16 protein-coding genes are annotated in these 20150 nt (G+C 66.7%); 9 read left to right on the plus strand and 7 right to left on the minus strand.

Features of this window, described 5'->3' with window-relative positions:
• Positions 1-55 precede the first annotated feature (55 nt).
• Positions 56-547, minus strand: coding sequence for an RNA pyrophosphohydrolase (locus RM463_RS15115; RefSeq protein ID WP_299235954.1), 492 nt, complete (start codon positions 545-547; stop codon positions 56-58).
• 154 nt (positions 548-701) lie between these two features.
• On the opposite strand from RM463_RS15115, the gene RM463_RS15120 reads away from it, so the two are divergent.
• Complete coding sequence (locus tag RM463_RS15120) at positions 702-1355, plus strand: HAD family phosphatase (RefSeq protein WP_299235952.1); 654 nt, start codon at positions 702-704, stop codon at positions 1353-1355.
• A gap of 176 nt (positions 1356-1531) precedes the next feature.
• On the opposite strand, the gene RM463_RS15125 is transcribed toward RM463_RS15120, so the two are convergent.
• On the minus strand, positions 1532-2506 hold the full coding sequence (locus RM463_RS15125) for a malate dehydrogenase (protein WP_195687722.1): 975 nt from the start codon (positions 2504-2506) through the stop codon (positions 1532-1534).
• A gap of 231 nt (positions 2507-2737) precedes the next feature.
• Here RM463_RS15125 and RM463_RS15130 point away from each other — a divergent pair, with 231 nt between their 5' ends.
• On the plus strand, positions 2738-3868 hold the full coding sequence (locus RM463_RS15130) for an efflux RND transporter periplasmic adaptor subunit (RefSeq protein ID WP_311430463.1): 1131 nt from the start codon (positions 2738-2740) through the stop codon (positions 3866-3868).
• 1 nt (position 3869) lies between these two features.
• Positions 3870-6947 (plus strand): efflux RND transporter permease subunit, encoded by a 3078-nt coding sequence (locus tag RM463_RS15135; protein ID WP_311430464.1) that lies wholly within the window; start codon positions 3870-3872, stop codon positions 6945-6947.
• A 9-nt stretch (positions 6948-6956) separates the two neighbouring features.
• Here RM463_RS15135 and rsd read toward each other — a convergent pair whose 3' ends face one another.
• Entirely contained in the window at positions 6957-7457 is a 501-nt protein-coding gene (gene rsd / locus RM463_RS15140; RefSeq protein ID WP_311430465.1) for a sigma D regulator, read from the minus strand.
• A gap of 228 nt (positions 7458-7685) precedes the next feature.
• Here rsd and RM463_RS15145 point away from each other — a divergent pair, with 228 nt between their 5' ends.
• The 5 genes from RM463_RS15145 (at position 7686) to RM463_RS15165 (ending at position 12225) form a co-directional block, all read left to right on the plus strand.
• Positions 7686-8828 (plus strand): ABC transporter substrate-binding protein, encoded by a 1143-nt coding sequence (locus RM463_RS15145; protein ID WP_311430466.1) that lies wholly within the window; start codon positions 7686-7688, stop codon positions 8826-8828.
• A gap of 12 nt (positions 8829-8840) precedes the next feature.
• Positions 8841-9761, plus strand: coding sequence for a branched-chain amino acid ABC transporter permease (locus tag RM463_RS15150; RefSeq protein WP_132041816.1), 921 nt, complete (start codon positions 8841-8843; stop codon positions 9759-9761).
• A 73-nt stretch (positions 9762-9834) separates the two neighbouring features.
• On the plus strand, positions 9835-10803 hold the full coding sequence (locus tag RM463_RS15155) for a branched-chain amino acid ABC transporter permease (protein WP_311430467.1): 969 nt from the start codon (positions 9835-9837) through the stop codon (positions 10801-10803).
• Entirely contained in the window at positions 10796-11539 is a 744-nt protein-coding gene (locus RM463_RS15160; RefSeq protein WP_311430468.1) for an ABC transporter ATP-binding protein, read from the plus strand. Before RM463_RS15155 ends, RM463_RS15160 begins: the two co-directional genes overlap by 8 nt.
• Before the next feature lie 5 nt (positions 11540-11544).
• A complete protein-coding gene (locus RM463_RS15165; RefSeq protein WP_311430469.1) occupies positions 11545-12225 on the plus strand; it encodes an ABC transporter ATP-binding protein in 681 nt (226 codons plus the stop codon).
• Between the two features lie 227 nt (positions 12226-12452).
• Here RM463_RS15165 and RM463_RS15170 read toward each other — a convergent pair whose 3' ends face one another.
• From RM463_RS15170 to RM463_RS15185, 4 genes are all read right to left on the minus strand, one after another.
• On the minus strand, positions 12453-13313 hold the full coding sequence (locus RM463_RS15170) for an alpha/beta hydrolase (RefSeq protein WP_311430470.1): 861 nt from the start codon (positions 13311-13313) through the stop codon (positions 12453-12455).
• A 31-nt stretch (positions 13314-13344) separates the two neighbouring features.
• Positions 13345-13857: a disulfide bond formation protein B gene (locus RM463_RS15175; RefSeq protein WP_311430471.1), complete on the minus strand. Its 513-nt coding sequence runs from the start codon at positions 13855-13857 to the stop codon at positions 13345-13347.
• Complete coding sequence (gene gshA / locus RM463_RS15180) at positions 13854-15464, minus strand: glutamate--cysteine ligase (RefSeq protein ID WP_311430472.1); 1611 nt, start codon at positions 15462-15464, stop codon at positions 13854-13856. The genes RM463_RS15175 and gshA overlap by 4 nt, the downstream gene beginning before the upstream one ends.
• Positions 15465-15639: 175 nt before the next feature.
• On the minus strand, positions 15640-18009 hold the full coding sequence (locus RM463_RS15185; RefSeq protein WP_311430473.1) for a Tex family protein: 2370 nt from the start codon (positions 18007-18009) through the stop codon (positions 15640-15642).
• 316 nt (positions 18010-18325) lie between these two features.
• Here RM463_RS15185 and RM463_RS15190 point away from each other — a divergent pair, with 316 nt between their 5' ends.
• The gene (locus RM463_RS15190) at positions 18326-20035 is read left to right on the plus strand and encodes an AMP-binding protein (protein WP_311430474.1); all 1710 of its coding nucleotides are present in this window, start codon (positions 18326-18328) and stop codon (positions 20033-20035) included.
• Positions 20036-20150 lie beyond the last annotated feature (115 nt).

Raw genomic sequence — 20150 nt, forward strand, 5'->3', positions numbered from 1 at the left:
TGTCGTATCGCGCTGTTATCGTGTGTTGCGGTCGGGGCTCAGCCCTCCAGGTGGACTAACCATGGCCCAGCGCCAGGCGCTGGGCCCGCGGCGAAAGCTCCTTCAGGGCACGGCGGTACACCTCTCGCTTGAAGGGCACCACCTGGGCCAGCGGGTGCCAGTAGCTGACCCAGCGCCAGCCGTCGAACTCCGGCTTCTCGGAGAGATCCATGCAGATCTGGCTCTCCTGACAGCGGATCCGAAGCAGGAACCACTTCTGTTTCTGGCCGATACACACCGGCCTGGAATGCGTGCGAATCATGCGTCGCGGCAGGCGATAACGTAGCCAACCCCGGGTGCAGGCAAGAATCTCGACGTCTTCGGCCGTCAGGCCGATCTCCTCGTGGAGCTCTCGAAATAGCGCCTGTTTGGGTGTCTCGTCAGACTTGATGCCTCCCTGGGGGAACTGCCACGCATTCTGCCCTACACGACGCGCCCAAAGCAGCTGCCCCTGGTCGTTGGCGATGATGATGCCAACGTTGGGGCGAAAGCCGTCAGCGTCGATCACGGACTTCACCTTGTTGAAACCAGTATTGCAGCCATTCTTCCACAAGGCCGTGAAGCGCATCAATACGCCTTCCGCCGCAAGATGCAGCGAAACACGGCATCTGCCATAATCGCCGGCTTTCCACCCATCCCGTCAGCAACCCTGGAGAGTCTCTGTGAGTCTGGCCATCTTCGACCTGGACAACACTCTGCTGTCGATCGACAGCGATCATGCCTGGGGCGAGTTCCTGCTCGAGCAGGGCGCCGTCGACCCAGTGGCCTACCGCGAGGCCAACGACCGCTTCATGGCCGATTACGAGGCCGGCACCCTGGATATCCAGGCGTTTCTCGAGGTGGCGCTCAGGCCCCTGGCCGAGAACAGCCCGGAGCAGCTCGCCGCCTGGCATCAGCAGTTCATGGCCAGCAAGATCGAGCCAAACATCCTGCCCAAGGGGGAGGAGCTGCTGGCCCGCCACCGCTCCAAGGGCGACACCCTGCTGATCATCACCGCCACCAACCGCTTTATCACCGGCCCCATCGCCGAGCGCCTGGGGGTCGATGACCTGATCGCGGTGGACCCCGAGATCCTCGACGGGCACTACACCGGCAAGGTGAGGGGCACGCCCAGCTACCGCGAGGGCAAGGTAAAGCGTCTGGATGAGTGGCTGAGCGACAAGGACCTGACCCTCGACGAGGCCTGGTTCTACAGCGACTCTCACAATGACCTGCCGCTGCTGGAGATCGTCGAGTACCCGGTGGCCGTCGACCCCGACGACACCCTGCGTGAAGCCGCCGAGGCCCGTGGCTGGCGGATCATCAGCCTGCGCTGATCCGGCTGCGCCGGACCAGACGTAGGAGCCGGATTTATCCGGCGATTGAAACTATCGCGCTCCTACGGGGAGATGTCAGAAAAACACGAAGCCCCGCCAGGCTAATAGCCTGGCGGGGCTTCTCGCGCGATAAGTCGCGCTCCTACGGCTTACCGCGAAAGGCGTATGGCTGGGGTTCAGCCCAGCAGGTGCTCCACGGCGGCACGCTCTTCACGCAGCTCCTGCTCGGTGGCATTCATCCGCTCGCGGCTGAACTCACCGATCTCCAGGCCCTGCACGATCTCGTACTGACCGTTCTTGCACACCACCGGGTAGGAGTACATGATGCCCGGCTCGACACCGTAGCTGCCGTCGGCGGGGATACCCATGCTGACGATGCCGTCGCTGCCCAGCGCCCAGTCACGCATATGGTCGATGGCAGCGGAGGCCGCGGAGGCCGCGGAGGATGCGCCACGGGCCTTGATGATGGCGGCGCCGCGCTGCTGCACGGTGGGGATGAAGTCGTTCTCGTACCACTCCTGATCGACCAGCTCCAGGGCCGCCTTGCCGTCCACCTTGCAGTGGGCCAGGTCCGGGTACTGGGTGGCGCTGTGGTTGCCCCACACGATCATCGACTCCACGTCGGTGACATGCTTGCCGACCTTCTGGGCCAGCTGGGTCTTGGCGCGGTTGTGGTCCAGGCGCATCATCGCGGTGAACTGGCCCGGGTTCAGGTCCGGCGCGTTGCAGGAGGCGATCAGCGCGTTGGTGTTGGCCGGGTTGCCCACCACCAGCACCCGCACATCACGGCTGGCGTTGTCGTTCAGCGCCTTGCCCTGCACGGAGAAGATCGCGGCGTTGGCTTCCAGCAGGTCCTTGCGCTCCATGCCCGGACCGCGCGGACGTGCACCCACCAGCAAGGCGAAATCGGCGTCCTTGAAGGCGACATTGGGGTCGTCGGTCGCGACGATCTCCTGCACCAGCGGGAAGGCGCAGTCGTTGAGCTCCATGACCACGCCGTTCAGGGCGTCCATGGCCGGGGTGATCTCGAGCAGCTGCAGGATGACCGGCTGGTCCTTGCCCAGCATGTCGCCGGAGGCGATGCGGAAGGCCAGGGAGTAGCTGATCTGGCCGGCGGCGCCGGTAATGGCAATGCGAACGGGTTCTTTCATGGTGGCTCCTTGGGTTGTCAACGCGCGGGTTGTCGCCGTGAGGACGAGCCGGACGGGCAACGAGCCCGCTCTGGCCTGAAAACAAACCGCCAAGATGGTATGCCTGCAGTGCACAAAACTCAATGCAACAAAGGTGAGGAGTGTGCAAGCAGGGTGCGGCAAACCAGTACATGAGAACCCACCGCGAGAATAGTATGCTGGCGGCTTCATGCTCGTTGATGGACCACCCGCATGCCCCGCGACCGCCTTCCCCCGCTACCCGCCCTGCTCGCCATCGGACTGGTCATCATGCTGCTCGCCTGGCTGCTGCTGGGCGAGCTTCAGGGCTTTCGCGATACCGCGCCGGAGACTCCATCGGCCGCCGAGGCCGACATCGCGCCGCCACGGGTGGAGGTAGCACTCCGTGAGGCCGAGACCCATGCCCCCACCCTGGTGCTGCAGGGCGAGCTGGAGGCGCACCACACGCTGGAGCTGCGCGCGCGCCACACCGGGCGCGTGGCAGCCCTGCCGGTGGCGGAGGGCAGTTCGGTCGAGACGGGAGAGCTGCTGCTCGAACAGGCCCAGGAGGAGCTGCCCGCGCGCCTGACCCAGGCCGAGGATGCCTTGACGCTGGCTCAGGCCGAACTGGCCGGTGCCGACTCCCTGCGCCAGCGTGAGTTGATCTCGCGTACCGACTACCTGCGCCTGAAGGCCAATGTCAGCGGTGCCGCCGCGGAGCTGGCCGCCCTGCGGCGCCAGCGCGACGATACCCGTCTCACGGCCCCCTTCTCCGGCACCCTCGACCGTCTCGAGGTGGAGCCCGGCGAACTGCTGCAGACGGGAGAGAGCTGGGGGCGACTGGTGGACGACTCGCGGCTCACCGCGGTGGCCTGGGCGCCGCAACGGGACGCCCTGGCCCTCGAGGCGGGACAGTCGGCCGAGCTGCGGCTGCTGGATGGCTCGCGGTTGAGTGGTGAGGTGAGCATGGTGGCCCGCCGCGCCGAGGAGGCGACACGCAGCTTCCGGGTTGAGGTCAGCGTCGACAACCCCGAGGGCCGTCGCCTGGCCGGTGCCAGCGCCACCCTGGCGATCACCCTGCCCGAGCGCCGCGTGCATCGCCTCTCGCCGGCCCTGCTGGCACTCAACCCCGATGGCGAGCTGGCCATCAAACATCTCGACGCCGATAACCGGGTGGTGCAGACCCCGGTAACGCTGGTGGACGCCGATCTCGAGAGTGCCCGGGTGGCCGGGCTGCCCGACAGCGTGCGGCTGATCACCCTGGGGGCCGGCCTGGTGGAGGTCGGCGAGCGTGTCACCCCGGTCACGTCCGATGCCCCAGAGGGTAACGGCGAAAAACCCGCCAGCGGCACAAGGAATCGCTAAGATGCGCCAGCTGATCGCGGCCGCTCAGGCGCGCGCCCGCACGACCCTGATGCTGCTGACCGCACTGCTGCTGGCGGGCCTGGCCGCCTGGCAGGCGATCCCCAAGGAGGCCAACCCCGACGTCGCCATTCCCATCATCTATGTCGCCATGAGCCTGGAGGGGGTCAGCCCCGAGGATGGCGAACGGCTGCTGGTGCGCCCCATGGAGCAGGAGCTGCGCAGCATCGAGGGGCTGCGCAAGATGACCTCCCAGTCCAGCGAGGGGCACGCCTCCGTGACCCTGGAGTTCGACGCCGGTTTCGATGCCGACCAGGCCCTCACCGATGTGCGGGAAAAGGTCGATATCGCCAAGGCGGAGCTGCCCTCCGAGGCGGAGGAGCCCCGCGTCATGGAGGTCAATGTCAGCCAGTTTCCGGTGCTCTCCATCGGCCTCTCGGGGTCGGTGGACGAGACCCGGCGCGTGGCCATCGCCCGCCGGATCCAGGAGGAGATCGAGGGCATCGCCGAGGTGCTCGAGGTGGATATCGGCGGCGACCGCGAGGAGTTGCTGGAGATCGTGGTCGATCCCCTGGTGCTGGAGAGCTATGGCATCGACTTTGCCACGCTCTTCAACCTGGTCAGCCGCAACAACCGCCTGGTCGCCGCCGGTAGCCTGGATACCGGCGCCGGCCGCCTGGGCATCAAGGTGCCCGGGGTGATCGAGACCCTGGAGGATGTGATGGCCATGCCGGTGAAGGTCGATGGTGACCGGGTGGTGACCTTCGGCGACGTGGCGATCATCCGTCCCACCTTCAAGGATCCCGAGGGCCATGCCCGCATCGATGGTCAGCCGGCGCTGGTGCTCGAGATCTCCAAGCGCGCCGGCGCCAATATCATCGCCACCGTGGAGCAGGTGCAGGCGCTGTTCGCCCAGGCCGAGGGGGTGATCCCCGAGGGCCTCGAGATCACCACCATCACCGACCAGTCCGAGTTCGTCGAGGACATGCTCTCGGAGCTGCTCAACAATGTGGTCACCGCCGTGGTGCTGGTGCTGATCGTGATCCTGGCCGCCATGGGGGCGCGCAGCGCCATGCTGGTCGGCCTGACGATTCCAGGTGCCTTCCTCAGCGGTATCCTGATGATCTGGGCGGTGGGCTACACCCTCAATATCGTGGTGCTGTTCGCGCTGATCCTGGTGGCCGGCATGCTGGTCGACGGTGCCATCGTGGTCAGTGAGCTGGCGGACCGGCACTTGCACCAGGGCATGTCGCCCCGCAAGGCCTGGCTGGAGGCGGCGAGCCGCATGAGCTGGCCGGTGATCGCCTCCACCGCCACCACCCTGGCGGTCTTTATGCCGCTGCTGTTCTGGCCGGGTCTGGTCGGCGAGTTCATGAAATATCTGCCGGCCACGGTGATTCTCTGTCTGCTCGCCTCCCTGGCCATGGCCCTGGTGTTTCTGCCGACGCTGGGCGGCGTGTTCGGCGCCCGCCAGGCCTCGTCTCGTGACGCACCGCTGAAGGCCACCGCCGGCGGTCGCCTCTATCGCCGCGCCCTGTCGCGGCTGCTGGCCCACCCGGCACTGACCCTGTTGTTCACGCTGCTGCTGATGGCGCTGATCTATACCGCCTATGCGCGCTTCAACCATGGTGTGGAGTTCTTTCCCAGCGTGGAGCCCGACTCCGCCCAGGTGGTGGTGCGCACCCGGGGCGACTTCTCCATAGAGGAGAAGGACGCCATGGTGCGGCGAGTGGAGGCCCGCCTGGCCGGCATGAGCGAGGTCGAGGCGCTCTATGCCCGCTCCTTCGCCAACCCCGGCACGCAGCTCGGCGCCGATGTCATCGGCGTGCTGCAGTTCCAGCTGATCGACTGGCACCGCCGCCGCCCACTGACCGAGATCTTCGCCGAGATGCGTGAGCGCACCACCGATCTTCCCGGCCTGGTACTGGAGTTCCGCGAACAGCAGATGGGCCCCGGCGAGGGCAAGCCGATCGTGCTGGAGATTGGCGGCCAGACGCCGGAGCTGGCCGACCAGGCGGTGGAACGTCTGCGCCAGCTGATGAACGAGCTGGGGGGCTTTCGCGATATCGAGGATAACCGCAGCCTGCCCGGAGTGGAGTGGCGGATCATCGTCGACCGCGAGGCGGCGGCCCGCTTCGGCACCGATGTCAGCAGCGTGGGCAGCGCGGTGCAGCTGCTGACCAACGGGGTTCAGGTCGCCAGCTACCGCCCCGAGGGGGTCGACGACGAGGTTGATATCCGGATTCGCCTGCCGGAAGGCGACCGTACCCTCGACCAGCTCGGCCGACTGAGCCTGAACACCTCCCGGGGCCAGGTGCCGCTGTCGCACTTCGTCTCGGTGGAGCCGGCGCCCAAGGTCGGTACCCTGCACCGCATCGATGGGCGTCGCGCCATCACCCTCGAGGCCGATGTGGCCCCCGACGCCAGCGCCGACGGGCGCCTGGGCGCCCTGCTCGAGGCCGCCGGCGAGCCGCCCGAGGGGGTGCAGGTGAATATCGCCGGGGAGCAGGAGGATCAGCAGGAGGCCAGCCGCTTCCTGGCCGGCGCCTTCATGGTCGCCATCGGGCTGATGGCGCTGATCCTGGTGACCCAGTTCAACAGCTTCTATCAGGCGGGGCTGGTGCTCTCGGCGATCATCTTCTCCACCGCGGGGGTGCTGCTGGGACTGCTGGCCAACGCCCAGCCCTTCGGCATCGTGATGGTGGGGATGGGCATCATTGCCCTGGCGGGGATCGTGGTGAACAACAATATCGTGCTGATCGACACCTACAACCAGCTGCGCGACGAGGGGCTGGCGCCCTTCGATGCCGCCCTGGAGGCGGGAAGCCTGCGCCTGCGGCCGGTGCTGCTGACCGCGGTGACCACGGTGCTGGGCCTTCTGCCCATGGTACTGGGGATCAACGTCGACCTGTTCGCCCCCAGCCTGGGGATCGGCGCCCCCTCCACCCAGTGGTGGACCCAGCTCTCCAGCGCCATCGCCGGCGGGCTGACCTTCGCCACCGGGCTGACGCTGCTGCTGACGCCGTGCATGCTGGTGCTTGGGGGGCGCTTCGAGCACCGGACTAAAACTATCACGCGATAAATCGGGCTTCTACGTGCGGGAGGCGGCTTCCGCCCGGGCCGCATCGGGCGCATGGCGGGCGTGAATCCGGCCGATCAGCTCATCCTCCAGGGCGAAGCGTTCGGTCAAGCCATGGGCCAGGCGTTCCAGCCAGGCGGGCAGGCGGCCGAGATGCTGGCGGACACGCCCCGGGCTTGCGTACTCCGCATCGAAGTCGAGCACCAGCCCGGTTGACATCTCCAGGCGCTCCAGCAGGCGGTCGGCCAGTTGCAGCGCCGAGTCATCCTCGAAGGCGCGGGCCTCCTCGCGCAGCTGGGGATAGATCTCGAAATGTCCGGCGCTGATATAGTCCATCAGCAGCTCGCTGAAGGCGTCGATGCGCTCCTTGCTGACCGCCTCGAGCTCGGCATCACACCTCTCCTTGAGCTCGACGAAGTCGACCAGCAGCTCGCAGCGCTGATCCAGCCAGCGATCGATCAACCTGTGTACACCACCCCAGCGCTCCAGAGCGCTCTTGCAGTCTTCCAGCATGGGGGCCTCCGTTCGTTGGGTCGAGCAAGGTACCGAGGGCGTCCAGCGCCCGGCCGGGTCAGCAACAGAGTCGCGCTACCGGGGTGGGCTGTCAATCCTGTCGGAATAAACGCTCAGACCCTTCATCGTCAAGAGGACCATTGCAACCATATTCCACTGCCTGGCGATCCTGTTTCCTTGGTAGGCTATGTCGATGCCAACAACACCACGCCACTCCTGAGGTTCTTCATGAAACAGCTCGCTCGCCTGGGTCTCGGCCTGCTGCTCTCCACCGGTCTTGCCACCGCCCACGCCGAAGAGGTCAAGATCGGCATGATCACCACCCTTTCCGGGGGCGGCTCACATCTGGGCGTCGATGTGCGTGACGCCTTCCTGCTGGCCATCGAGCAGTCCGGTCGCGACGATATCGAGGTGCTGGTACAGGACGATGCCCGCAAGCCCGACCTGGCGCGCAACCTGGCCAACGAGTTCATGCAGCGCGACGAGGTGGATCTGATGACCGGCATCATCTGGTCCAACCTGGCCATGGCCGTGGTGCCCTCCGTGGTGCGCCAGGGGACCTTCTACCTGTCGCCCAATGCCGGCCCCTCGGCCCTCGCCGGTCGAATGTGCCACGCAAACTACTTCAACGTCGCCTATCAGAACGACAACCTGCACGGCGCCATGGGGGCCTGGATGAAGGAGCAGGGCTATGAGCGACCGCTGATCATGGCCCCCAACTATCCGGCTGGCACCGACGCCCTGGCCGGCTTCAAGCACCTCTACGAAGGTGAGGTCGCCGACGAGCTCTACACCCAGATGGGCCAGACCGACTACGCCGCCGAGATCGCCCAGATCCGCGCCAGCGATGCCGACAGCCTGTTCTTCTTCCTGCCCGGCGGCATGGGTATCTCCTTCATGAAGCAGTGGCAGAACGCCGGGGTGGAGCTGCCGGTATTCGGCGCCGCCTTCTCCTTCGACGAGACCCTCATCAAGGCGGTGGGCGAGGCCGCCATCGGCGCCAGGAACACCTCGCTGTGGGCCTACGACCTGGACAATGACACCAGCCGCGCCTTCGTCGAGAGCTTCCAGCAAGCCTACGACCGCATGCCGACCCTGTATGCCGCCCAGGGCTTCGATACCGCCAACCTGATCCTCTCCGCCCTGGGCAAGGCCCACCCCGACGACCAGGATGCCTTCCGCGAGGCGCTGCGCGAGGCGGACTTCGACTCGGTTCGCGGCGAGCTCCGCTTCGGCCCCAACCAGCACCCCATCCAGGATATCTACGTGCGTGAGGTGGTCGCCGGCGAGGATGGCGAGCCGACCAATCGCCTGCTCGGCATCGCCGTCGAGGATATCCAGGATATCTACTACCCCGACTGCAAGATGTGACGGGGCCCTGACGTGTCGGCGACCCTGTTTCTCGAACAACTGATCAACGGCCTGCAGCTGGGCACCATGCTGTTTTTGATGGCCAGCGGCCTGACCCTGGTGTTCGGGGTCATGGGGCTGATCAACCTGGCCCACGGCTCCTTCTACATGGTGGGGGCCTACCTGACCGCCGCGGTCACCGCCGCCAGCGGCTCCTTTATGCTCGGCCTGGGGGCGGGGCTGCTCGGGGCCGCCGCGGTGGGGGCCCTGGTGGAGCTGATCGTGATCCGCCGCCTCTACCACCGCTCGCATCTCGATCAGGTACTCGCCACCTTCGCCCTGATCCTGATCTTCTCCGAGGGCACTCGCTGGCTGTTCGGCGCCTCGCCGCTGTGGCTGAGCACGCCGGAGTGGCTGTCGGGCTATGTCACCCTCCCCGGCGACGCCCGCTATCCGCTCTACCGGCTGGTGATCATCGGCGTGGGCATCACGGTTGCCGTGGGGCTCTATCTGCTGATCTCGCGGACCCGGCTGGGCATGCGCGTGCGTGCCGGGGAGAGCGACCGCGAGATGATCGGCGCCCTGGGCATCGATATCTCGCGCCTTTACACCGCGGTCTTCGCCCTCGGGGCGGGGCTCGCCGGCCTGGCCGGGGCCATGGTCGGCGCGCTGCAGTCGGTGCAGGTGGGCATGGGCGAGCCGGTGCTGATCCTCGCCTTCGTGGTGATCGTGATCGGTGGCATCGGCTCCATCAAGGGCGCACTGCTGGGGGCCCTGCTGGTCGGGGTGGTGGATACCCTGGGCCGGGTCTTCCTGCCACTATTCTTCCGTGGTTTCCTGCCCCCCTCCGAGGCCACCGATGTGGGTGCCGCCCTGGCCTCGATGCTGATCTATATCCTTATGGCCGTCATCCTGGCCTTCAAGCCCAAGGGACTCTTCACCGTCAATGACTGACCCGACACCTTCCGGCACCGCTCTCGAGGACCCGCGGCCCCCCTCGCCCCGCCGCCTCGGCCGACGAGGCGTGGTGCAACTCCTTATGCTCGCCCTGCTGCTGGTACTGCCGGTGGCCGCCGATCTGCTGGGGCACCCCTACTATGTGAGCCTCGCGTCACGCCTGACGCTGATCGCTATGGCCGCCGTGGGCCTCAACCTGGCACTGGGTTATGGCGGCATGATCAGCTTCGGTCACGCCGCCTACTTCGGCCTCGGCGGCTATATCGCCGGCATCGGTGCCTATCATGCCTTCGATGCCAGCGCCTTCATGGGCCTGCTGCCCGGCAGCGACAACCTGCTGGTGCTGTGGCCGCTGGCGATGCTCGCCTGTGGCCTGCTGGCGCTGCTGATCGGTGCCGTCTCGCTGCGCACCACCGGGGTCTACTTCATCATGATCACCCTGGCCTTCGCCCAGATGGTCTACTACTTCGCCAACTCCTGGCCCACCTACGGGGGTCAGGATGGCCTGCCCATCTATCTGCGCAACCAGCTGCCGGGGCTCGATACCCAGGATCCGCTGGCCTTCTTCCTGATCTGCTTCACCGGCCTGGTGCTGGCGATGGCACTCACCTCGCGGCTGATGGGCTCGCGCTTCGGTGCGGCGCTGACCATGGCACGGCTCAACGAGACCCGCCTGGCCACCGCCGGCATCTCCCCCTACCCCATTCGCCTGCTGGCCTTCGTGGTCTCGGCGATGATCACCGGCCTGGCCGGAGCGCTGTATGCCGATCTCAACGGCTTCGTCAGCCCCAGCATGCTCAGCTGGCACATGTCCGGAGAGCTGATGGTGATCGTCATCCTCGGCGGGGTCGGCCGCCTCTACGGCCCCCTGGCCGGGGCCGTGCTGTTTATCGGCATGGAGACCCTGCTCGGAGGACTGACCGAGTACTGGCAGCTGTTTCTCGGCCTGGTGCTGCTCGGCGTGGTGCTGTTCGCCCGTCACGGCGTGATGGGCTGGCTGGCCGGGAGAGAGAACCCTGGGAGAGAGCCCCATGAGTGACGCGGTGCTGGCTCTCGAGGGGCTGCACAAGCGCTTCGGCGCCCTGACGGCCACCGATGATGTCTCGCTCACCCTGCGTCGCGGCGAGATCCACGCCCTGATCGGCCCCAATGGGGCCGGCAAGTCGACGCTGATCGCCCAGATCGCCGGCAACCTGCGCCCCGACGCCGGGCGCGTGCTGCTCGACGGCGAGGAGGTCACCGAGCTGAGCGTCGCCGCCCGCGCCCGACGCGGGCTGGGCCGCAGCTTCCAGGTCTCGTCGCTGGCCGAACCGTTGACGGTGATCCGTAACGTGATGATCGGCGTACAGGCGGTGAGTGGCCATAGCTTCCGGTTCTGGACGCCGGTTCACCGCGACCGCCGCCTACTGGAGCCCGCCATGGCGGCCCTCGCCCGCATGGGGCTGGAGCATCGCGCCTGGACGCCGGTGGCGGCACTCTCCCACGGCGAGCGCCGCGCCCTGGAGGTCGCCTGCGCCCTGGCCCTCGAGCCCCAGGCCCTGCTGCTGGACGAGCCCATGGCCGGCCTTGGCCCCGAGGGCTCGGCCCGGCTCACCGAGCTGCTCGAGTCGCTGAAGCAGGAGGTGCCCATCCTCTTGATCGAGCATGATATGCAGGCGGTATTCCGACTCGCCGAGCGCCTCTCGGTGCTGGTCGCGGGCCGGGTCATCGCCCATGGCGATGTCGACACCATCCGTCGCGACCCGCGGGTCCGCGACGCCTATCTGGGAGAGTGACTCTCATGCTCAAGATGGAGGCCATCGAGACGCGCTACGGCCCCGCCCAGGCCCTGTTCGGCGTGGACCTGGAGGTTGAGGCCGGCCAGATGGTGGCGCTGATGGGGCGCAACGGCATGGGCAAGACCACCACCATCCGCTCGCTGTTCGGCCTGACGCCGGCCCACGCCGGGCGCATCCGGTTCGAGGGGCATGATCTGCGCCGGCTACCGCCCCAGCGGATCGCTCGCCTGGGGCTGGGGCTGGTGCCGGAGGGGCGACGCTGCTTTCCCAACCTGACGGTGCGCGAAAACCTGCTGGTGGCGGCGCGCCCCGGTGAGTGGACCCTGACGAGGGTCGAAGGGCTCTTCCCGCGCCTGGGCGAACGCGACCGCCAGTCCGCCGCGACCCTCTCCGGCGGCGAGCAGCAGATGCTGGCCATTGGCCGAGCGCTGATGACCAATCCACGCCTGCTGGTGCTCGACGAGGCCACCGAGGGGCTCGCCCCGGTGATTCGTCAGGAGATCTGGCACGCCATCCGCCGCCTAAAGGCTCAGGGCCAGGCGATCCTGATCGTCGACAAGACGCTGTCGGAGCTGCTGCCGATGGCCGATCACTGCGTGCTGCTGGAGAAGGGGCGCAGCGCCTGGAGCGGGCCGCCCGAGGCACTCACCGAGTCGCTGCGCGACCGCTATCTGGGGGTATAAGGCGCCTTGTAGAAACCCGATTTATCGGTGGTCCGACATTTCGGCGATTGACCTTTGGGACATCGCGCGATAAATCGCGCTCCTACAAAAACTGCGGTCGTCTACTGCCATCGGCTATCGCGCGATAAATCGCGCTCCTACAAAAAACGCGGTCGTCTCCTGCCACCGGCTATCGCGCGATAGCGCACTTGCAGGAGCCCGGTTTATCGGGCGAAAAGTCCTGCCGTTCAAGCGTGGAATCTCTTGATCGTCGCGGCCAGGCATCCGCCATCGAGATAGTGCTCGAGGATAGAGAAGTGGTCGTCGCCGGGTAGCACGGCGTGTTCCACACCGATGCCCTGCCCCTCCAGGTGGGTGGCATACGCTTCCATCTGGCGGGCGAACTCGGAGGACTCCTCACCACCCGCGACGAGGCTGACTCGTGTGGATACCCGGCAGGGCAGGAAGGAGGGGCTGAATTCCGCCACGTCGCGCCCGTCCAGCTGTAGCTTCGGCTGCAACCACGACCAGGGGAAAGGCCCGAGATCATAGAGCCCGCTGATGCAGAGTGCCCCGCGCAGCGGGCTATCCGGCAGGCCGTACTCCCCTGGCCAGTCGGTGGCCAGCAGCACGGCACTGAGATGGCCACCGGCGGAGTGGCCGGAAACGCTGACCTCGGCGGGGTCACAGTCCAGTTCATCCGCATGACGCCAGGCCCACACAAGCGCGGCCCGTGCCTGGCGCACCAGCTCGCCGAAGCGCACCGTCGGGCAGAGAGCGTAGTTGACCACGCCGACCGTGATGCCGGAAGCCACCAGGTCATCGACGATAAAGCCGAACTCATGGCTGTCGAGCGAGCGCCAGTAGCCACCGTGAAAGAAGAGATGCAGCGGCGCCCTCTCGCCCTGCTCGAGGCCCTCGGCATGGTAGATATCCAGCCGTTCGGCCAGGCTCGGCCCGTAGGGCACATCGAGGGAGACTCGATGGCGACCCCGCGCAGCCTCGCTGCGCGCCCGCCAGTCGGCCACCAGCGCCGCCCCGTCGCGCCCGCGCATGGGGTCATAGGCGGCGTCGATGGCTTCCTGGGTGGCGAAGTCCCGGTAGAGCATGACGGTTCTCGTTGAAGGTTATGGCTGAGGATTATCGCTCGCGGAAGGCCGTGAGCAGCAGGCCGAGTGGCGCCAGCGTCAGCACGACAAAGCCCACCAGCGTCCAGCCTGGCAGGGAGACCCCCAGCAGCAGGAAGTCGATATCGGCACACTCGCCGGAGCCCGAGAGCACCCTGTTGACCACCTGCTGCAGCGGCAGGATATCCAGCATGTAGTCGAGGCCCGGGCCGCAGCTGGGCACCTCATCGGCGGGCAGCGACTGCAGCCACAGATGCCGCCAGGCCACACCGATGCCGGTGCCGACCGCCCCCAGGCTCGGCAGGCCATAGAGCACCGCCCCGAGGCGACCGCCGGGGTTGTGGATGGCCGCCACGGCGAACACCAGTCCTGCGACGATGACCGCCACCCGCTGGAAGATGCACAGGGGACAGGGCTCGAGACCGACAAGATGCTCGAGGCTCAGCGCCACCGCCATCATCAGCACACAGAAGGCTAGGCCGGCGAGACTCCAGTGGCGCACCTCGAGCCGTGAAAGCGCACTCATCGACCGGCCCCATCAGCCACCCGCGACTCCCGGGCATGCTCGAAGTAGTCACACAGGAAGTCGCCGAAGGAGACCTCATCGACGCTCTCGATCTCTGCCTGCTGACGATGGGAGGTCTCCACCAGCTCGGCCATGATCCTCTCGCGGCCAGACTCCATGGGCTCACTCCCCAGGCGCTTGGCCTGATCCCGGGCGATGGCCAGCATGGCATCGGAGAGCTCTTCACCCCCCTCCTCCAGGCGCGCCAACAGCTGGCCGGAGGGAGTCAGCGCTGGATCCGCCAGCCGGGGGGCCATGGCGGCCACGGCATCCGCATGGGGCGTACCCTCCTCCAGCCGATCGAGCAGCCCGGCGACCAGGTGCATCTCGTCGAGGATCTCGCCCCCCCAGTCGGCTACGCTGCGCTGGGCACCCGCATGGTTCAGCCGCAGCGCGGGATCGCGCCCGCGCTCCACCACCAGCTGGCGGTTATCGTCGAGTGTGTCGCACTCGGCATCGGGGATCCAGGGGCTCTCGGAGAGCAGGCACCACATCACGAAGGTATCGATGAAGTGGATCTGGACTTCGTCAATCCCCAGGGTGAGCAGCGGATTGAGGTCGAGACAGCGGACCTCGATATACTCCACACCGCGGGCCTCCAGGGCCTGGCTCGGGGTCTCGTCTTGGCGAGCCACCCGCTTGGGGCGAATATCGCTGTAGTACTCGTTCTCGATCTGCAGGATATTGGCGTTGAGCTGGCGCCACTCGCCGTCTTCCTTGACCCCCAGCGCCTCGTAGGCCGGCCACGGCGTGGAGATGGCATGGCGCAGGGTGTTGACGTAGTTGGAGAGGGAGTTGAAGCAGATCTTGAGCTGCTGCTGCACCTTGTTCTGATAGCCCAGGTCCGACATGCGCAGGCTGGTGGCGTAGCGCGAGACCAGCGTCTCCTGGGCGTGGGCCTCGAGCTTGTCGGGCACCCTGCCCTCGGGCAGGAAGCTGCGGTCGATGGCCGGCGAGGCGCCGAACAGGTAGAGCAGCAGCCAGCTGTGGCGCCGAAAGTTGCGGATCAGGCCGAAGTAGCGCTGGGAGCGGTAGTCGTTGAGCGGGATGTCGCCGACGCCGTCGATATCACGCAGCAGTGTCCAGAGATCGTCAGGCAGCGAGACGTTGTAGTGTACCCCGGCGATCGCCTGCATGATGCGCCCGTAGCGCACATCGAGTCCGCGGCGATAGACCTTCTTCATGGTGCCCCCATTGGAGGTACCGTAATCGGCGATGGGGATGCTGTCATTGCCCTCGAGTCGCGCCGGCATGCTGGCCGGCCAGATCAGCTCATCGCCCAGGTAACGATAGCTGAAGCGGTGCAGGTCGCCGAGAAACGCCATGGCATCGACGGGCCGAGACATGACCGGCGTGATGTACTCCAGCAGCGCCTCGGAGTAATCCGTGGTGATATGCGGATGGGTCAGCTTGGAGCCCAGCGCCTTGGGGTGCTGCGACTGGGCGACGTGCCCCTCGCGGTCCACGCGCAGCCCCTCCTTCTCGAGGCCACGGCGCAGCCGGCTGAACTCACCCTGGCGGGCGTGACCCTCCAGGCGGGAAACGAGACTGGTGAGTGTATCGGACAAGGTAACACCCCTTGTGTTGGAAAGACGCGGTGAAAGGCGCCGAGGCGGCACGCCACGCGGATAGTGAGACGGGCGCCCATGCGGCGCCCGTCGATGTGCTGATTATGGTACCTGAAGGCTGCCATGCAAAGTTAGCCGGCTTCAGAGTCAGGCGTGGTTAACGCCGACCACCGGATCACTGTTTCTGCTTCGCCTTGAGCAGCGCGGCCCCCAGGGCCCCCATCTGCCCCTTGTCGTCGTCCCGGGGGGCTCCTCCCTTGCCGCGCCCACCCTTGCGGGGCGGCTTGTGGCCACCAGGCCTGACATCCTGTCGGGCCCGCTCACCGCCGCGGCGGTCGGCGCCCTGGTCGTCCGGCTGATCGTCGAGGCGCATGGAGAGGCCGATGCGCGCGCGCTCCAGATCGACGTTCATCACCTTGACCCTGACGATATCGCCGGCCTTGACCACCGTGCGGGGGTCCTCGACAAACTTGTCGGAGAGCGCCGAGATATGCACCAGGCCATCCTGGTGGACACCGATATCCACGAAGGCACCGAAGTGGGTCACGTTGGTGACGCTGCCCTCGAGCACCATGCCGGGCTCCAGGTCCTTGAGGGTCTCGACCCCCTCACGGAACTCGGCGGCCTTGAACTCGGGCCGCGGGTCACGGCCCGGCTTGTCGAGCTCGACGAGAATATCGGTGACCGTGGGCACCCCGAAGCGATCGTCGGCGAAGTCGGCGGGTTTTACCGCCTTGAGGGTCGCGCTGTCACCGATCAGGCTGCCGAGCTCGCGGCCACTTCTTTCGGCGATGCGCTCGACCAGCGGATAGGCCTCCGGGTGCACGGCGCTGGCATCCAGCGGGTTGTCGCCATTCATGATGCGCAGGAAGCCGGCGCACTGCTCGAAGGTCTTGGGGCCCAGGCGGCTGACATCGAGCAGCTGCTTGCGGCTGGCGAAGGGGCCCTCGGCATTGCGCCACGCGACGATGGCCTCGGCCAGTGCCGGCGAGAGGCCCGCCACCCGGGAGAGCAGCGCACTGGAGGCGGTGTTGAGATCGACCCCGATGGCGTTGACGCAGTCCTCGATTACCGCCTCCAGGCTGCGCGACAGCTGCACCTGAGAGACATCATGCTGGTACTGTCCCACCCCGATGGACTTGGGCTCGATCTTGACCAGCTCGGCCAGGGGATCCTGCAGGCGCCGGGCGATGGAGACCGCACCGCGGATGGTGACATCCAGGTCGGGCAGCTCCCGGGCGGCATACTCCGAGGCCGAGTAGACCGAGGCACCGGCCTCGCTGACCATCACCTTGGCGAGTGGGCGCCTGCCCGCCAGCTGCTTGACCAGATCACCGGCCAGGCGGTCGGTCTCGCGGCTGGCCGTACCGTTGCCCACGGCAATCAGTGCGACATCATGCCGCTCCACCAGCTGGGCCAGCTCGGCCAGCGAGGCGTCCCAGGCATTACGGGGCGCATGGGGATAGATGGTGGTGTGGGCCAGGAACTGACCGGTGGCATCCACCACCGCCACCTTGCAGCCGGTGCGCAGGCCGGGGTCGATGGCCAGGGTGGCCTTCTGGCCCGCCGGAGCCGCCAGCAACAGGTCCTTGAGGTTGGCCGCGAAGACCTCGATGGCCTCGAGCTCGGCCCGCTCTCTCAGCCGGCCCAGCAGCTCGGTCTCGAGATGGGTATAGAGCTTGACTCGCCAGGTCCAGCGCACCACGTCACGCAGCCACTTGTCGGCGGCACGCCCCTCATCATGGAGGGAAAAGTGTTTGGCAATGGCCACCTGGGCCGGATGGATCGGCGCCTCCTCCTCACCCGGCAGACGAATCGCCAATGTCAGCACGCCCTCGTTGCGGCCGCGGAACATGGCCAGGGCCCGGTGCGACGGCACCTTGGCCAACCGCTCATCATGCTCGAAGTAGTCGGAAAATTTGGCGCCCTCACGCTCCTTTCCCGGGATCACTCGGGCACTGAGCTCGCCTTCGCTCCACAGCCGCTCACGCAGTCGGCCGACCAGTTCGGCATCCTCGGCGAAGCGCTCCATCAGGATCTGGCGGGCGCCGTCCAGTGCTGCCTTGGTGTCCTCTACCGCGGGTATATCGCCCTCCGCGGGACGCAGATAGCCGGCCGCCTCGGCCTCGGGGTCGAGGGTCGGGTCGCCCAGCAGGGCGTCGGCCAGTGGCTCGAGCCCCGCCTCCCGGGCGATCTGGGCCTTGGTACGGCGTTTCTTCTTGTAGGGCAGGTAGAGGTCTTCGAGGCGCTGCTTGGTATCGGCGGCCTCGATCAACCCGGCCAGCTCGTCGGTCAGCTTGCCCTGCTCGTCGATGGTCGCCAGCACCGTGGCCCGGCGCTCCTCCAGCTCGCGCAGATAGCCCAGGCGCTCGTGGAGGTGACGCAGCTGGGTATCGTCGAGACCGCCGGTGACCTCCTTGCGATAGCGGGCAATGAAGGGCACGGTCGCCCCGCCATCGAGCAGCTCCAGCGTGGCGGAGACCTGCTGTGGACGAATGGATAACTCTTCGGCGAGGCGCGCGGTAATGCGTTTGGTGGCGTCCATGTAACCCCTTCACTGATGCTCGATAATCAATCGCGACAAGGTATCACAAACGCCGAAGCGAGCCACGCGCGGGTCGCCCAACGACTTTAGTCCTAGCGTTCGCTTGGTTCTTGGACAGCCGGCATCGAATCCGGCTAGATTCTTGAGACGTCTTAGGAAAGCACCGACTCACCGAGGGGGAGTTACCCCTTCGACGCATCATTATCGATGCACCAGGTCGATGCACCAAAACAACGACAAACACCATCGTCCACACCCACACCACGACAACGCAACCATCACTACAGCTCAACCATCACAATAAAGGAGCCGTGTCATGCCGACCGCCGACAGCGCATCCAACCTTGCCAGCTTTCTTGCCGCCCGCGACTTCCTGATCGAGCACCGAGAGGACTACACCACCGCCTGCAGAGACTTCCGCTGGCCCCGCTTCACCGAATTCAACTGGGCGCTGGACTACTTCGATGTCATGGCCCGCGACAACGACGACCCGGCGCTGTGGATCGTCGAGGAGGATGGCCGCGAGGCACGCCTGAGCTTCGCCGAGCTGGCCAGCCGCTCCAACCAGGTCGCCAACTGGCTGCGTTCGCTTGGAGTGAGGCGCGGCGAGCGAGCGCTGCTGATGCTGGGCAACGAGGTACCGCTATGGGAGGTGATGCTGGCCGCCATCAAGCTGGGCGCCGTGATCATTCCCGCCACTCCCATGCTGACCGCCGAGGATCTCGACGATCGTATCGCCCGCGGCGAGGTCAGGCATCTGGTCATCGGTACGGAGCACCTCGAGAAGTTCGAGGGTCAACATCCGGACCTGACGCGTATCGCGGTGGGAGGCGCCGCCTCGGGCTGGCATGATTTCGCCGACTCACACCAGAGCAGCGACGCCTTCACGCCCGACGGCCCGACGCCGGCCGACGACCCCATGCTGCTCTACTTCACCTCCGGCACCACCTCGCAGCCCAAGCTGGTGACCCATACGCACCAGTCCTATCCGGTAGGACACCTCTCGACCCTCTACTGGATCGGCCTGCAGCCGGGGGATCGCCATCTCAATATCAGCTCCCCCGGCTGGGCCAAGCACGCCTGGAGCTGCTTCTTCGCGCCCTGGAGCGCCGGCGCCTGCGTCTTCCTGTACAACTACAGCCGCTTCGATGCCCCCGCCCTGCTCGATGTACTGGTGCGCTACGAGATCACCACCCTCTGCGCCCCGCCCACCGTCTGGCGCCTGCTGATCCAGCAGGATCTGGCGGCCCACCGGGTCGCCCTGCGCGAGGCGGTCGCCGCCGGCGAGCCGCTCAACCCCGAGGTCATCGAGCAGGTGCGTCGGGCCTGGGGACTGACCATCCGCGATGGCTTCGGCCAGACCGAGACCACCGCCCAGATCGGCAACTCCCCCGGCCAGCCCCTCAAGTCCGGCTCCATGGGCCGCCCGCTGCCCGGTTACCGGGTAGCGATGCTCGACGCCGAGGGCAAGCCGGCCGGCGAAGGGGAGGTCGCCCTGGCGCTGGGCGAGGATCGCCCCGCCGGCCTGATGGTGGGCTATGCCAACGACCCGGAGCGCACCGCCGCCGCCATGCAGGGGGGCTACTATCGCACCGGCGATGTCGCCAGCATCGATGAGCAGGGCTATATCACCTACGTGGGCCGGGCCGACGATGTCTTCAAGGCCTCCGACTACCGCATCAGTCCCTTCGAGCTGGAGAGCGTGCTGATCGAGCATCCGGCGGTGGGGGAAGCGGCCATCGTGCCGAGTCCGGACCCGGTGCGCACCTCGGTACCCAAGGCCTATATCATTCCCGCCGCCGGCCATGAGCCCAGCGCCGAGCTGGCCCGGGATATCTTCGCCTTCACCCGCGAGCGCCTGGCACCCTACAAGCGCATCCGGCGGCTGGAATTCGCCGACCTGCCCAAGACGATCTCGGGCAAGATCCGTCGCGTGGAGCTGCGTCAGGCCGAAGCCGACAAGGCCAGCGACCAGCGCGGTGAAATGGAGTTTCTGGAGGGAGACTTCCCGGATTTGAAGGGCTAGCGGAAGGAGTGAGCCCGCCGTAGGAGCCGGATTTATCCGTGGTCCGACACATCGGCGATAGAAGCCATCGCGCAATAAATTGCGCTCCTACGAGATGGGTGCTATGGCCCGATAT

Source organism: Halomonas sp. LES1 (assembly GCF_031846005.1).
GTDB lineage: Bacteria > Pseudomonadota > Gammaproteobacteria > Pseudomonadales > Halomonadaceae > Halomonas.

What these genes read in the sequence shown, in the direction of transcription:
- RM463_RS15130 (WP_311430463.1), top strand. Translation starts at nt 2,738, where the DNA reads ATGCCCCGCGACCGCCTTCCCCCGCTACCCGCCCTGCTCGCCATCGGA.
- RM463_RS15160 (WP_311430468.1), top strand. Translation starts at nt 10,796, where the DNA reads ATGAGTGACGCGGTGCTGGCTCTCGAGGGGCTGCACAAGCGCTTCGGC.
- RM463_RS15170 (WP_311430470.1), bottom strand. Translation starts at nt 13,313, where the DNA reads ATGCTCTACCGGGACTTCGCCACCCAGGAAGCCATCGACGCCGCCTAT.
- RM463_RS15145 (WP_311430466.1), top strand. Translation starts at nt 7,686, where the DNA reads ATGAAACAGCTCGCTCGCCTGGGTCTCGGCCTGCTGCTCTCCACCGGT.
- RM463_RS15190 (WP_311430474.1), top strand. Translation starts at nt 18,326, where the DNA reads ATGCCGACCGCCGACAGCGCATCCAACCTTGCCAGCTTTCTTGCCGCC.
- RM463_RS15185 (WP_311430473.1), bottom strand. Translation starts at nt 18,009, where the DNA reads ATGGACGCCACCAAACGCATTACCGCGCGCCTCGCCGAAGAGTTATCC.
- RM463_RS15125 (WP_195687722.1), bottom strand. Translation starts at nt 2,506, where the DNA reads ATGAAAGAACCCGTTCGCATTGCCATTACCGGCGCCGCCGGCCAGATC.
- RM463_RS15175 (WP_311430471.1), bottom strand. Translation starts at nt 13,857, where the DNA reads ATGAGTGCGCTTTCACGGCTCGAGGTGCGCCACTGGAGTCTCGCCGGC.
- RM463_RS15135 (WP_311430464.1), top strand. Translation starts at nt 3,870, where the DNA reads ATGCGCCAGCTGATCGCGGCCGCTCAGGCGCGCGCCCGCACGACCCTG.
- rsd (WP_311430465.1), bottom strand. Translation starts at nt 7,457, where the DNA reads ATGCTGGAAGACTGCAAGAGCGCTCTGGAGCGCTGGGGTGGTGTACAC.
- RM463_RS15165 (WP_311430469.1), top strand. Translation starts at nt 11,545, where the DNA reads ATGCTCAAGATGGAGGCCATCGAGACGCGCTACGGCCCCGCCCAGGCC.